Below are 13,143 nucleotides of genomic sequence, written 5' to 3' on the forward strand. Positions count from 1 at the left end.
GCAAGGTACCGCCCGGACACGTTCGACAGGTACCGTTGAGCGGTCCGGCGACCGGAGAGGCCCGGTCGGGATCGCACGGAGAACACGCGGAGAACACGAGGAGCAGCTAGGTGTTCAATGACATAGGCGCACTGGAGCTGTTGACGCTCGGAGTGCTGGCCGTGCTGGTCTTCGGCCCCGACAAGCTCCCCAAGCTGATCCAGGACGTCACGCGCACCATCCGCAAGATCCGTGAGTTCTCGGACAGCGCGAAGGAAGACATCCGCTCGGAGCTGGGTCCGCAGTTCAAGGACTTCGAGTTCGAGGACCTCAACCCCAAGACGTTCGTCCGCAAGCAGCTGATGGACGGCAACGACGACCTGGGGCTGAAGGAGATCCGCGAGAGCTTCGACCTGCGCAAGGAGATGGCGGACGTCACCGACGCGGTCAACGGCCGCTCGGCCGCCCCGGCCACCGCGGCCGATTCCGCCAACAGCGCGGCGAACGGCTCCGCCGGCGCGAACGGGGCAGGCCCGTCGACCAGCCTCACCAAGACCGATGTCACCACACCTGACCTGCTGAAGAAGGCCCCGGCCGCCGACCGGCCCGAGCGCCCGCCGTTCGACGCAGACGCCACCTGACCCCGGTCAATCCCGACTCGTCCGGACGGTATGGCTATTCTCCATCTGTCCGGTTGCGAGGACGCCCACGCCCGCGGGGGGCGGGCCGCTCCGGATCTTGACTGATCGAGGAGGCGGCCGCTCAGATGGAGACGACGAGTCGGGTGGATACGGACGGTGCCCCGGGCACGGTCACGGCGGAGGGCGTGCCGGCGGCCCGGCGGACCGTCGACGGCTACCTGGAAGCGCCCTTCCCCTGGTACGGGCTGGACGAGGCCTTCACCGGCCCGCGCTGGCTGATGCAGGTCGGCACGGCGGCGGACGGCACGGTCCAGCACGGGTCGGTCGGGCACGGCCACGAGCCGTCGGTGAAGACCGACGGGGCCGCCGCCGAGAAGGAGCGGTTCGCGGTGGTCATCACCGTGGCGGCGAGCCCGGTGCGGCGCAGCGGTGACGGTACGGGTGTGCTGGACGCCACCACGGTGTCCTCGGCGGCCTGGCTCGCGGGCTCCGGCCTGCTGGCGTACACCTGGCCGCCGCTGATGGACCACTCGCTGCGCGACGACTGGCTGGACCAGCAGACCGAGACGGCGTTCACCCTCGCCGACGACCTCGGCAGCGCGCCCTGGTCGACCCTGTCACTGCCGGTGGACGGCGTGCCCGTGGAGTTCCACTACCGCGAGTCCGAGTTCGGCTGGGTGCTCGCCGGGTCGGCGCACACGGGCGTGCACATCGGGGCGTACGGGCGGGGGATGAGCGCGTACGGGCTGGGCTTCTCGGTCGTCAAGGACATCGAGACATACGCGTAGCAGCGTCACCGGGCGGGCCGGCCGACCACCGGCCCGCCCGGTCACCTCATGCGTGGCCGGGCACCGGACCCGCCCCGTGAACGGGTGTCAGAACTTGTTGCGCGGCGTGATGCCCAGCGACATGCCCGACAGGCCGCGCTGACGGCCGCCCAGCTTCCCGGCGATCGAGCGCAGCGCGCTCCCGGCGGGGGAGTCCGGGTCGGACAGGACGACCGGCTTGCCCTCGTCGCCGCCCTCGCGCAGCCGTACGTCGATCGGGATCGAGCCGAGCACCGGCACCTCGGCGCCGACCGTCTTCGTCAGGCCCTCCGCGACCCGGGCGCCGCCGCCCGAGCCGAACACGTCGACCATCTCGTCGCAGTGCGGGCACGGCATGCCCGACATGTTCTCCACGACGCCGACGATCTTCTGGTGGGTCTGCACGGCGATCGAACCGGCGCGCTCGGCCACCTCGGCCGCCGCCTGCTGCGGGGTCGTGACCACCAGGATCTCCGCGTTCGGCACCAGCTGCGCCACCGAGATCGCGATGTCACCGGTGCCCGGCGGCAGGTCGAGCAGCAGGACGTCCAGATCGCCCCAGTACACATCGGCGAGGAACTGCTGGAGCGCCCGGTGCAGCATCGGACCGCGCCACACCACGGGCGCGTTGCCCGGGGTGAACATGCCGATGGAGATGACCTTCACCCCGTGCGAGGACGGCGGCATGATCATGTTCTCGACCTGGGTGGGCTTGCCGTCGGCGCCGAGCATCCGGGGCACGCTGTGCCCGTAGATGTCCGCGTCCACGACGCCTACCTTCAGCCCGTCCGCCGCCATCGCCGCCGCGAGGTTCACCGTCACCGAGGACTTGCCGACGCCCCCCTTGCCGGAGGCGACCGCGTACACCCGGGTCAGCGAGCCGGGCTTGGCGAACGGCACCTCGCGCTCGGCGTTGTTGCCGCGCAGCGCGTTCGCCAGCTCCTTGCGCTGTTCGTCGCTCATGACGTCGAGGGTGACCTCGACCCGCGAGACGCCTTCGACCCGGGCGACCGCCTCGGTCACGTTGCGGGTGATCGTCTCGCGCATCGGGCAGCCGGAGACCGTGAGATACACCGTGACAGCGACTACACCGTCAGGATCGATCTCGACCGATTTCACCATGCCCAGCTCGGTGATCGGGCGGTGGATCTCCGGGTCGTTCACTGTCGACAGTGCCTCAAGCACCGCGTCTTCCGTAGCCATACCGACGATGTTACGGCGCTGGACCCTACGCGCGGGTAGCCCCTCAGCGGTCGCCTTCGTCACTCTCGGCCGGGATCAGCATCTGCCGGTCCTCCATGTCCTTCACCATGTCCTGGAGCTCCGAGCGGATCCAGTCCCGGGTGGCGACCTCGCCGAGGCCCATCCGCAGCGCCGCGATCTCCCGTGTCAGGTACTCCGTGTCCGCGATGGAGCGCTCGTTCTGCTTGCGGTCCTGCTCGTGCGTGACCCGGTCGCGGTCGTCCTGCCGGTTCTGCGCGAGGAGGATCAGCGGCGCTGCGTAGGAGGCCTGGAGGGACAGGGCCAGGGTCAGGAAGATGAACGGGTACTCGTCGAAGCGCAGGTTCTCCGGCGCGAAGATGTTCCACACCACCCAGACGATGATGGTGAGCGTCATCCAGACGATGAACCGCCCCGTCCCCAGGAAGCGGGCGATCCGCTCCGAGAACCGGCCGAACGCCTCCGGGTCGTACTCCGGCAGCAGCCGCCGCCGGGGGGCCCTCGGCTGGTCGATCCGGGCCCGCGGGGGCCGCACCAGGCCCGAGGCGCCGGTCGACGCCGCCTTCGCCCGCTCATCGCCCGCCATGACCGATCCCCTCCTCCCCGTGCAGATCCGTCTCGCGCCAGTCGTCGGGGAGCAGGTGGTCCAGGACGTCGTCCACGGTCACCGCGCCCAGCAGGGAACCGCTCTCGTCCACGACGGGCGCCGAGACCATGTTGTAGGCGGCCAGATAGGCGGTCACCGTCGGCAGCGGGGTGTCCGGCGACAGCGGCACCAGATCGCTGTCCACCAGCGAGCTGACCAGGGTGAACGGCGGGTCGCGCAGCAGCCGCTGGAAGTGCACCGTGCCCAGGTACTTCCCGGTCGGCGTCTCGTCGGGCGAGCGGCACACGTAGACCTGCGCGGCCAGCGCCGGCGACAGGTCCGCCTGCCGGACCCGGGCGAGCGCGTCGGCCACCGTCGCGTCCGGCCGCAGCACGATCGGCTCGGTCGTCATCAGACCGCCCGCCGTCCGCTCCTCGTACGACAGCAGACGGCGCACGTCGGCCGCGTCGTCCGGCCGCATCAGCGTCAGCAGCCGTTCCTTGTCCTCCTCGGGCAGCTCGGAGAGCAGGTCGGCAGCGTCGTCCGGGTCCATCGCCTCCAGGACGTCGGCGGCCCGCTCCTCGGCGAGCTTGCCGATGATCTCCACCTGGTCGTCCTCGGGCAGCTCCTCCAGGACGTCGGCGAGCCGGTCGTCGTCCAGGGCGGCGGCGACCTCCACCCGGCGCTTGGGCGAGAGGTGGTGCAGGGCGTTGGCGACATCGGTGGGCCGCAGCCGTTCGAATGTGGCGACCAGGCTCTCCGCGCCCTGGCCGTGCTCCTCCAGCGAGAAACCGCTGACCGCCGACCACTCCACCGTCAACGTCTCGCCCTTGCGGCGCAGCGCCCCGCCGCGCCCCTTGCGGACGAAGTACTTGTCGATCTCCCAGTCGCGGCGCGCGGGCAGCTGCTGGATGGCCACGTCCAGGACGGTGACCTCCTCGTCGCTCTCCACCAGCCGCACCCGCCGGTCCAGGAACTCGCCGAGGACGAGGCGCTCGGTGGGCCGCTGCTCGAAGCGCCGCATGTTGACCACACCGGGGGTGATGACCTGGCCCGACTCGATCCCGGTCACCCGGGTCATCGGCAGGAAGATCCGCCGGCGGCTGATCACCTCGACCACCAGGCCCAGGATGCGTGGCGGCCGTCCGCCGACCCGCAGCATCGCCACCAGATCACGGACCCGGCCGACCTGGTCCCCGTTGGGGTCGAACACCGGCACCCCGGACAGATGCGAGACGAAGACCCGGGGGGCGCCTGCCGCCATGCTCCGCCTCCTTCCGTGTCCGTGCCCGTCCGGACCGGTGTCCGCCACCGGTGGCCGTCGTGAACCGCCGTACGTCCGGTCTGCCGGCCCGGCCACGCCGACCAGCGGATTTCGGCGGTACGCGGGATCAGGCTAGCCCGTACCGCCGTGCCGTGCCCTGGCGGACCCGTCCGTACGGCTGGTCGGCCGGGGGCGCGTGACTCCCGGGTACGCTGCCGTCTGCCACCCCCGATCGCCGTTGAGAGGCAGTGCGCCCGTGACCTCTTTTGCCCCGGCCGTGCGGAACCATCGCCGGACCGCCCTAGCTCTGGTGCTGTGCGGGGGGCTCGCTGTGGCTCTCACCGCCTGCGGCACGGACGAGGACCCGGACAAGGGGACCAACGGCATCGCGAAACTCACCGCGTCCGAGATCGACACGAAGGCCAGAGCGGCGGCCGACGCCGCGACCTCGGTACGCCTGTCGGGGACGCTCGTCAGCAAGGGCGGCACCTACCGGCTCGACATGAAGCTCAGCGCCAAGGGCGGCATGGGCTCGGTGAGCTCGAAGAAGCAGAGCTTCGCCCTGCTGCGGATCGAGGACGAGCTGTTCCTCAAGGCGCCGGCCGCGTTCTGGACCCACGAGGACGGCAAGGGCGAGAGCGGGGCCGCCGACGCGGCGGCCGCCGACAAGCTGGGCGGCAAGTACGTGAAGGTCCCCGAGGGCGACCCCAGCTACGGGCAGCTGCGCGGCTTCACCGACAAGAAGGTCCTGCTCGACGGGCTGCTCGCGCTGCACGGAGAGCTCAACAAGGGCGGCCGCGACACGGTCGCCGGGCACCGCACCGTCCAGATCCTGGGCGGCAAGGGCGAGGGCGGGGCGTTCGACGTCTCGCTGGAGGACAAGCCGTACCCGGTACGGGTGGCCCGGGGCGGTGGCGGGGGCACGGTCTCGCTGGCCGACTGGGGGCAGTCCTTCCCCCTGGAGGCGCCGGACGAGGACGACACCGTCGACTACGGCGGCCAGCTCCCCAAGTCCTCCGGCTGAGCCCTCCCCGAACTCCGCGTCAGCGCTTGCGGCGGCGCTTGAGCAGCAGCCGGGGGAGCGCCGCGGGGACCGGCTGCCGCGTGGTGGCGGAGGTCGGCAGCGGGGCGGCCGCCAGCGAGCCGTCCGGAAGCTCGGTGCCGACGGTGTCGGGCGTCAGCCGCACCACCGTGCACTCCTTCGCCCAGCGCTCCGTCATCACCTCGGCGTCCGGTGCGTTCAGCCGCTTGCCCTTCAGCTCGGCGACCACCGCCTCCCACTCCTCGGAGCGCGGGGAGAGCACTCGTACGGTCGCGGTCCAGGCGACGATCCGGCCGCCCTTGTCCTTGCTGCGTACGGTCACCTCGGCGCGGCCGCCGTCGGCCAGGCCCTCGGGCAGCGGCTGCTCGCCGGGCCCGCCGCCGACCAGATGCGCCGCGCCCTCGTGCCAGACGTGCCAGACGGCCCGGGCCGGGCCGGTGCCCCGGACCCAGACGAGAGAGGACTTCTTCGTGGCCTCCTCGACGAGGGCCCTCTCCAGCAGGTCGGCGGCGGCATCGGGCGCGGCGGCGTCAGTCATGGGCGCGAGCTTAGACCCACCGGCAATCGGGGGCCCTGGAGACATCCACCGGCACGGCTCAGAGCCAGCCGTTGCGCTTGAGGATGCGGTGGATGGAGAAACACACCACCCCGATGACGCCCAGCACCATCGGATAGCCGTACTTCCACCCCACCTCGGGCATGTAGTCGAAGTTCATGCCGTAGACACCGCAGATCATCGTCGGCACGGCGATGATCGCCGCCCAGGACGTGATCTTGCGCATGTCCTCGTTCTGGGTGACGGTCGCCTGCGCCAGATTCGCCTGGAGGATCGAGTTCAGCAGTTCGTCAAAGCCCAGGACCTCTTCCTGGACCCGGGCGAGGTGGTCGGCGACATCGCGGAAGTACTTCTGGATGTCGGGGTCGATCAGCCGCATCGGGCGCTCGCTCAGCAGCTGCATCGGGCGCAGCAGCGGGGACACGGCCCGCTTGAACTCCAGCACCTCGCGCTTGAGCTGGTAGATCCGGCCCGCGTCCGAACCGCGCGGGGAGCCCTTGGCCGGGGTGGAGAAGACATCGATCTCCACCTCGTCGATGTCGTCCTGCACCGCTTCGGCCACCGCGATGTACCCGTCGACGACGTGGTCGGCGATGGCGTGCAGTACGGCGGACGGGCCCTTGGCCAGCAGCTCGGGGTCGTCCTGGAGCCGGTGGCGCAGGGCGCGCAGGGAGCCCTGGCCACCGTGCCGGACGGTGATGACGAAGTCCCGGCCGGTGAAGCACATCACCTCACCGGTCTCCACGACCTCGCTGGTCGCGGTCAGTTCGGCGTGCTCCACGTAATGGATGGTCTTGAAGACGGTGAACAGCGTGTCGTCGTACCGCTCCAGCTTGGGCCGCTGGTGGGCGTGGACGGCGTCTTCGACGGCCAGCGGGTGCAGGCCGAACTCCCGGGCGATGCCCGCGAATTCGGCCTCCGTCGGCTCGTGCAGGCCGATCCACGCGAAGCCGCCCTCCTCCCGCACCTGAAGCATCGCCTCGTGCGGGGTCGGGATCGCGGGCGTCTCCAGCCGGCGCCCGTCGCGGTAGACCGCGCAGTCGACGACGGCGCTGGAGGCGGACGGGTCGCGGGTGGTGTCGTACCCGCTGTAAGGGGCGCTGTTCTTACGGAGGGACGGGCGCAGGGACGGGCGCACGGCGGCGCGCAGGTCACGGATCATCGACATGGCTGGCTCCTTCACGGAGGGCCGTCGGCGAGGGCGTGGAACAGCCCGGAATGGGGACGTGGGCTCACGTCCGCAAAGCGGGCGGCACCGCGCGGGCGCGATGACGGCGTTCGCTACAGACAGGCAAAAACGAAGGGCTCTTCCGTCACGCGAACCACTGGCGGGGTCGTGCGAACCGCTGACGGGGTCGTACGAACCACTGACGGAGCGTCATCCGGGCGCGGCGGCGATGGCGGCCCGGACAGGCCGACGAGGTGTCGGATCAGCGGGAGAGGCGAGGCGCGGAAGAGCGGTTGGTACTGCACGGTCGACTTGGATCCATGGCAGTCCCCACCTCCTCCGGCCGGTCCCCCGTGGGGGACGACGTGTCGTCGGGACAAAGAGAGCAACGCTTCTGCGTGCTGTCCCGACCGGCGCCCACGCTATCAGCCGTCCAAGGGCCAATCCCGTACTTTGCCCATTCCGTACGCGATCTATGCTCGCGGTATGGCAGAAATTCTCGCTCTGGTCGAGGCCCGGCTCCGTTCCGTCCTCGGGGAACCGGACGCCCGTGCCGATGTGACGTTCCTCGGCACGGACCGCATCGAGGTGCTGCGCTTCCTCGACGGCGATGTGGTGCGCTACGCGACGCTCGGCATGTCGGGGCAGCCGATGGCCGACCCCACCTCACCGCTCGCCGACCCGGTGAAGGGCCCCCGCGCCGAGCTGATCCTGTCGGTACGCGGCGGACTGGCCGACACCGACCAGGTGCTGCGCCCGCTCGCCGTACTGGCCGCCTCCCCGCAGGTCGAGGGGTTGGTCGTGGCCGCGGGCGCCTCGCTGGACCTGGGCGAGCCGCTGTGGCCCGGGGCGCCGTTCACCTCGGTGCTCGTGGCGGAGTCCGGCGGCCTGGTGGAGGACCTGGAGCTGGACGAGCCGATGGACCCGGTGCGCTTCCTGCCGCTGCTGCCGATGACGCACAACGAGGCCGCCTGGAAGCGGGTGCGCGGTGCGCAGGAGCTCCAGGAGCGGTGGCTCGCGCACGGGACGGACCTGCGGGACCCGCTGCGTACATCGGTGGCCTTGGACTGAGGGCTGTCCCGCCAGGGATCGCGGGACAGCCCTCAGGGCCTGCCGTTCGCGTCCGGGGTGGGGATTGCGTGGTTCCCACTCCTCGCCTGCGATCGGGTGATCGTCCTTGACGCGAGGACCGGCGGAGAGGACCGTGGGTCCCTATGAGGGGCGAACCCAGTTGCCCGAAGTGCGGTGGCCGGGTCAGGGCGCCCGGCCTCTTCGCCGACGCCTGGCAGTGCTCCGTGCACGGCCAGGTCCATCCGATGCAGCCGGTCATCCCGCCGAGCGTCGAGGCGCTCGGCGTCGTGGTGCACCGGGCGCAGGTCCCCGTCTGGATGCCCTGGCCGCTCCCCGTGGGCTGGCTCTTCACCGGTGTGGCCAGCGTGGGCGACGACCGCAGCGGCGGCCGCGCGAGCGCCGTGGCCTGCTCGGGGCCCGGACCGCTCGGCGGGATGGGTGAGCTGCTGCTCGTCGCCGAGGAGCTGGGCGTCGGACTCGGCGCGCGGTACGCGGGCATCGACGGACCGGACCCCGGCCCCCATCTGAACGTCGACTCCGCCCCCGACGCCAAGGTGCACGCCGCGGGCCGCCCCACCCCCCTCTGGCACGTCAGGAACGCCCCGGAGGACCGCGCCGTCTTCGCGGGCGAGGCGCGGGGGCTGTGGCTGTGGGCGATCCTGTGGCCCGAGCAGTCGGGGCTGCTCATGTACGACGAGCTGGTGCTGACCGATCTGCGGGACGCCGGGGGAGAGGTGGACCTCGTCCCGTGCGGAGCGCTCACCCCCCGACTGCTCAGCGCGCCCGAGACCCCGCCCCGGCAGACGGGCGAGCGGTAGGGGCGGGACCCGGCGCGGCGCTAAGGTGCCCCCTGCCCGGCCGAGGCGCGTTCCGCGCGGCCGGAGGGGAGGCGGGCGGCGGTTATCCTTGAGCGGTCCCCCGTCCGCCCACGAGCCCTGGAGCCAGCCGTCGTGCGTATCGACCTGCACACCCACTCCACCGCGTCGGACGGCACGGACACCCCCGCCGAGCTGGTCGCGAACGCGGCCGCCGCGGGCCTGGACGTCGTCGCGCTCACCGACCACGACACCGTCGGCGGCCACAAGCAGGCCATCGACGCGCTGCCCGAGGGCCTCACCCTCGTCACCGGCGCCGAGCTCTCCTGCCGCGTCGACGGCGTGGGCATGCACATGCTGGCGTACCTCTTCGACCCCGCCGAACCCGAGCTGGAGCGCGAGCGCGAGCTCGTCCGCGACGACCGGGTGCCGCGCGCCCAGGAGATGGTCCGCAAGCTCCGCGCCCTCGACGTCCCGGTCACCTGGGAGCAGGTCGCCCGTATCGCCGGGGACGGCTCGGTCGGCCGCCCGCACGTCGCCGCGGCCCTCGTCGAACTGGGCGTCGTGGATACCGTCTCCGACGCCTTCACGCCCGACTGGCTGGGCAACGGCGGACGGGCCTACGCCGAGAAACACGAGCTCGACCCGTTCGAGGCCGTCCGTCTGGTGAAGGCGGCGGGCGGGGTCACCGTCTTCGCCCACCCGGCCGCCGTGAAACGGGGCGAGGTGGTCCCCGAGACCACGATCGCCGCGCTCGCCGCCGCGGGCCTCGACGGCATAGAGGTCGACCACATGGACCACGACGAGCCCACCCGGGCCCGGCTGCGCGGCCTCGCCCGCGAGCTGGGGCTGCTGGCGACCGGCTCCAGCGACTACCACGGCAGCCGCAAGTCCGTACGGCTCGGCGAATACACCACCGACCCCGAGATCTACGGCGAGATCACCCGGCGCGCCACGGGAGCCTTCCCGGTGCCGGGCGCCGGCGGACCCGGCCGTATCTAGGGTCTGTCGTCAGACTGCCGCCTGCCGGGCGGCGCCCTTCGGGCAACGACGGCAGTCTGACGACAGACCCTGGGACCCACCCTCTTCCACCGCACCACGTCCCACTCCTCGCGCGCCCTTTCCCCTGCCGTCGTACGCCGACGGCAGGCCGCCCGGGCCCGTGCCCCCCCGTAACGCCCGTTCATCTCTCGCAAGGCTCACTGTGTTCGACGTCGCTGTCTTCGGATCCCTTTTTCTCACCCTTTTTGTGATTATGGACCCACCCGGAATCACGCCGATCTTCCTCGCCCTCACCGCGGGCCGCCCCGCCAAGGTGCAGCGGAAGATGGCGCTCCAGGCGGTCACGGTCGCCTTCGGTGTGATCGCCGTCTTCGGTCTGCTCGGTCAGCAGATCCTCGACTATCTGCATGTCTCCGTGCCCGCCCTGATGATCGCGGGCGGTCTCCTGCTGCTGCTCATCGCACTCGACCTGCTCACCGGCAAGACGGACGAGCCGACGCAGACCAAGGACGTCAACGTCGCCCTCGTACCGCTGGGCATGCCACTGCTGGCCGGCCCCGGCGCCATCGTCTCGGTCATCCTGGCGGTGCAGCACGCCGACGGTCTGGGCGGGCAGCTCTCGGTGTGGTCCGCGATCGTCGCCATGCACGTCGTGCTCTGGCTGACGATGCGCTACTCGCTGGTGATCATCCGCGTGATCAAGGACGGGGGCGTGGTGCTGGTGACCAGGCTCGCGGGCATGATGCTCTCCGCCATCGCGGTCCAGCAGATCATCAACGGCGTCACCCAGGTCATCCAGAACTCCTGAGGCCCGCCCGCACGTCACAGCGCCCCCGCACGGTCCTTCCGTGCGGGGGCGCTTCGTCGTCGGCGAAGCGTTACGAAGCCGCGCCGTCGGCCGGCCGGATGTAGATGCGCCGGCCCACGGCTGCGGCCTGCTGCACGATCCGGTCGACGGAGGCGGCGTCCACGACGGTGCTGTCGACGGCGGTACCGTCGACGTCGTCGAGTCGCATGATCTCGAAGCGCACTGGGGCTTCCCTTCGTCTCGTCGGTTCCTTGCATGTGACAACGGCTTGCCTGGTACAAACATTCCCTACGCTAAGGAAATTTTTTGGATGTCTAAGTACCCGGCCGATATCGCCGAGCGCCTGGACCGCACCAACGACCTGCTCCAGCGCATGCTCATCGAGGTCTCCAAGACGCCGTCGACGCACGCCATCTTCGTGGACGCGGGCTATGTGTACGCCGCGGCCGGCCTGCTCGTCACCGGCACGGAGGACCGGCGCTCCTTCGACCTCGACGCCGAAGGGCTGATCGAGGCCTTCATCGACAAGGCCCGCACGATCTTCGCGGACAGCAGGCTGCTGCGCGTCTACTGGTACGACGGGGCCAGGCGCCGTATCCACACCACGGAGCAGCAGGCCATCGCCGAACTGCCCGACGTCAAGGTCAGGCTGGGCAACCTCAACGCCAACAACCAGCAGAAGGGCGTCGACTCCCTCATCCGCACCGACCTCGAATCCCTCGCCCGGCACCGGGCCATCAGCGACGCGGCGCTCGTCGGCGGCGACGAGGATCTGGTCTCGGCGGTCGAGGCGGCCCAGGGCTACGGAGCCCGGGTGCACCTGTGGGGCATCGAGGCCGCCGAGGGGCGCAACCAGGCGGAACCGCTGCTGTGGGAGGTGGACAGTCAGCGCACCTTCGACCTGGACTTCTGCCGCCCTTATGTCACCCGGCGCCCGGTCACGACGTACGAGGACGACACCCCGGCCCCCTCCCGGGAGGACGTCCGTTTCGTCGGCGCGCAGATCGCCGCCGCCTGGCTCGCCGCCCGGGGTCGCGATTCCCTCGCCGACCTGCTGCCCGGCCACCCGTATCTGCCGGGCTCCGTCGACCAGGACCTGCTGGTGGAGGCCGAACGACTGCTCCAGCACTCGCTGCGCGGCCACGCCCACCTGCGGCGGGCGCTGCGCGACGGCTTCTGGCAGCACCTCCAGTCGCAGTACTGACCGGCGGTCGCCGTCACGGGGCCGCGGGCGGTGCGTCAGGCGACCGGAAAGGTGTCCCAGAACGTGGCGAGCGCCTTCGCGGTCTCCTGCGGCCGGGCGGTGTTGGGGGAGTGCTCGGCCCCGGCGATCGTGGTGCGGCGGGCGTCGAGACGCCGAGCCATGGCGTCGAACAGCTCCACCGGCCACACGTCGTCGCGCTCGCCGGACAGGACGTGGACGGGCAGCCCGACGGCGGCCAGCTCGTCCACCCGGTCCGGTTCGACGCCCAGCTGTGCTCCGGTGGCGATCAGCTGGGCCGGGTCGTGGCGCATCCAGCGCCGGCGCATGTCCTCGCCGTCGCCGGTGTCCGCGTCCTGCGGCGGGTCCAGCGCCTGCATCGCCTGCCACACCTCGTCCATGGACAGCACGGACAGTGCGTCGCTCAGCATCTTCACCTTCTCCCGCTGGGCCGCGACCACTTCGGCGGGGCCCGAGGACATCAGCGTCAGGGAGCGGAACGGGGTGGCGTCCAGCAGGACGGCGGCACGGGCGATCTGCCCGCCGAGCGAGTGCCCGAGCAGATGCAGCCCCCCCTCGCCGGTGCCCTCGCCCCGGCCGTCTCCGTCGCTCTCGCTGTCGGTCAGGGCGGCCGCCTGGGCCAGTACGTCCCGGGCCAACTCGCCCTGGGCGTACTGCTCCTGACGGTCCGCTCCCTCGGACTCGTACTGCCCCCGGCCGTCCACGGCGATCACCCGGTAGCCCGCCGCCGACAGCGGTTCGAGCAGCGCGATGAAGTCCTCCTTGCTGCCGGTGTACCCGGGCAGCAGCAGGGCGGTGGCCCGTGCGGGTGTGGTCGGTACGGCGTCCAGTACGGCGAAGTCCCCGCGCTCGGTGTGCAGGACCCGGGCGGTGGCGCAGGCGGGAGGCGTGAAGGTGGGCGGGCGGCTCATACGGCGAGGCTATCCCCGCCACCCGGGTCCTGGCTCCACGGGGCGGCCGAA

General features: G+C 71.3%; 15 protein-coding genes. 8 read left to right on the forward strand and 7 right to left on the reverse strand.

Annotation, left to right across the window (positions count from 1 at the left end; genetic code table 11):
- Positions 1 to 110 precede the first annotated feature (110 nt).
- Together RI138_RS22730 and RI138_RS22735 are read left to right on the forward strand one after the other, a co-directional pair.
- The gene (locus RI138_RS22730) at positions 111 to 620 is read left to right on the forward strand and encodes a sec-independent translocase (RefSeq protein ID WP_311121401.1); all 510 of its coding nucleotides are present in this window, start codon (positions 111 to 113) and stop codon (positions 618 to 620) included.
- A gap of 125 nt (positions 621 to 745) precedes the next feature.
- Entirely contained in the window at positions 746 to 1,408 is a 663-nt protein-coding gene (locus RI138_RS22735; protein ID WP_311121402.1) for a hypothetical protein, read from the forward strand.
- An 87-nt stretch (positions 1,409 to 1,495) separates the two neighbouring features.
- On the opposite strand, the gene RI138_RS22740 is transcribed toward RI138_RS22735, so the two are convergent.
- Genes RI138_RS22740 through RI138_RS22750 form a run of 3 tightly spaced genes read right to left on the reverse strand, consistent with a single transcriptional unit; the run spans position 1,496 to position 4,497 of the window.
- On the reverse strand, positions 1,496 to 2,629 hold the full coding sequence (locus RI138_RS22740) for an Mrp/NBP35 family ATP-binding protein (RefSeq protein WP_311121403.1): 1,134 nt from the start codon (positions 2,627 to 2,629) through the stop codon (positions 1,496 to 1,498).
- Between the two features lie 43 nt (positions 2,630 to 2,672).
- Positions 2,673 to 3,233 carry a DUF1003 domain-containing protein gene (locus RI138_RS22745; protein WP_096626984.1) on the reverse strand — a complete coding sequence of 187 codons (561 nt, stop codon included), beginning with the start codon at positions 3,231 to 3,233 and terminating at the stop codon, positions 2,673 to 2,675.
- Entirely contained in the window at positions 3,220 to 4,497 is a 1,278-nt protein-coding gene (locus RI138_RS22750) for a magnesium transporter MgtE N-terminal domain-containing protein (protein ID WP_311121404.1), read from the reverse strand. Before RI138_RS22750 ends, RI138_RS22745 begins: the two co-directional genes overlap by 14 nt.
- Before the next feature lie 256 nt (positions 4,498 to 4,753).
- On the opposite strand from RI138_RS22750, the gene RI138_RS22755 reads away from it, so the two are divergent.
- Complete coding sequence (locus RI138_RS22755; RefSeq protein ID WP_311121405.1) at positions 4,754 to 5,521, forward strand: hypothetical protein; 768 nt, start codon at positions 4,754 to 4,756, stop codon at positions 5,519 to 5,521.
- 19 nt (positions 5,522 to 5,540) lie between these two features.
- Here the strand turns inward: RI138_RS22755 and RI138_RS22760 are convergent, their stop codons facing one another.
- Positions 5,541 to 6,077 carry a hypothetical protein gene (locus RI138_RS22760; protein WP_311121406.1) on the reverse strand — a complete coding sequence of 179 codons (537 nt, stop codon included), beginning with the start codon at positions 6,075 to 6,077 and terminating at the stop codon, positions 5,541 to 5,543.
- A 58-nt stretch (positions 6,078 to 6,135) separates the two neighbouring features.
- Positions 6,136 to 7,263 (reverse strand): magnesium and cobalt transport protein CorA, encoded by a 1,128-nt coding sequence (locus RI138_RS22765; RefSeq protein ID WP_096626988.1) that lies wholly within the window; start codon positions 7,261 to 7,263, stop codon positions 6,136 to 6,138.
- Between the two features lie 486 nt (positions 7,264 to 7,749).
- On the opposite strand from RI138_RS22765, the gene RI138_RS22770 reads away from it, so the two are divergent.
- The 4 genes from RI138_RS22770 (at position 7,750) to RI138_RS22785 (ending at position 10,959) form a co-directional block, all read left to right on the forward strand.
- On the forward strand, positions 7,750 to 8,334 hold the full coding sequence (locus RI138_RS22770; protein ID WP_311121407.1) for a suppressor of fused domain protein: 585 nt from the start codon (positions 7,750 to 7,752) through the stop codon (positions 8,332 to 8,334).
- Between the two features lie 143 nt (positions 8,335 to 8,477).
- Positions 8,478 to 9,152: a DUF6758 family protein gene (locus RI138_RS22775; protein WP_311121408.1), complete on the forward strand. Its 675-nt coding sequence runs from the start codon at positions 8,478 to 8,480 to the stop codon at positions 9,150 to 9,152.
- Between the two features lie 132 nt (positions 9,153 to 9,284).
- The gene (locus RI138_RS22780) at positions 9,285 to 10,151 is read left to right on the forward strand and encodes a PHP domain-containing protein (RefSeq protein WP_311121409.1); all 867 of its coding nucleotides are present in this window, start codon (positions 9,285 to 9,287) and stop codon (positions 10,149 to 10,151) included.
- 202 nt (positions 10,152 to 10,353) lie between these two features.
- Positions 10,354 to 10,959, forward strand: a complete 606-nt coding sequence (locus RI138_RS22785) for a MarC family protein (RefSeq protein WP_311121410.1) — start codon at positions 10,354 to 10,356, stop codon at positions 10,957 to 10,959.
- A gap of 70 nt (positions 10,960 to 11,029) precedes the next feature.
- Here RI138_RS22785 and RI138_RS22790 read toward each other — a convergent pair whose 3' ends face one another.
- Positions 11,030 to 11,182: a hypothetical protein gene (locus RI138_RS22790; RefSeq protein WP_096632998.1), complete on the reverse strand. Its 153-nt coding sequence runs from the start codon at positions 11,180 to 11,182 to the stop codon at positions 11,030 to 11,032.
- 87 nt (positions 11,183 to 11,269) lie between these two features.
- Between RI138_RS22790 and RI138_RS22795 the strand changes: the two genes are divergently transcribed.
- Positions 11,270 to 12,163, forward strand: a complete 894-nt coding sequence (locus RI138_RS22795) for an NYN domain-containing protein (RefSeq protein ID WP_311121411.1) — start codon at positions 11,270 to 11,272, stop codon at positions 12,161 to 12,163.
- A 35-nt stretch (positions 12,164 to 12,198) separates the two neighbouring features.
- Here RI138_RS22795 and RI138_RS22800 read toward each other — a convergent pair whose 3' ends face one another.
- A complete protein-coding gene (locus tag RI138_RS22800; RefSeq protein ID WP_311121412.1) occupies positions 12,199 to 13,092 on the reverse strand; it encodes an alpha/beta fold hydrolase in 894 nt (297 codons plus the stop codon).
- Positions 13,093 to 13,143: the final 51 nt, after the last annotated feature.

The organism is Streptomyces durocortorensis (assembly GCF_031760065.1).
In the GTDB taxonomy this organism is placed as follows: Bacteria; Actinomycetota; Actinomycetes; order Streptomycetales; family Streptomycetaceae; genus Streptomyces.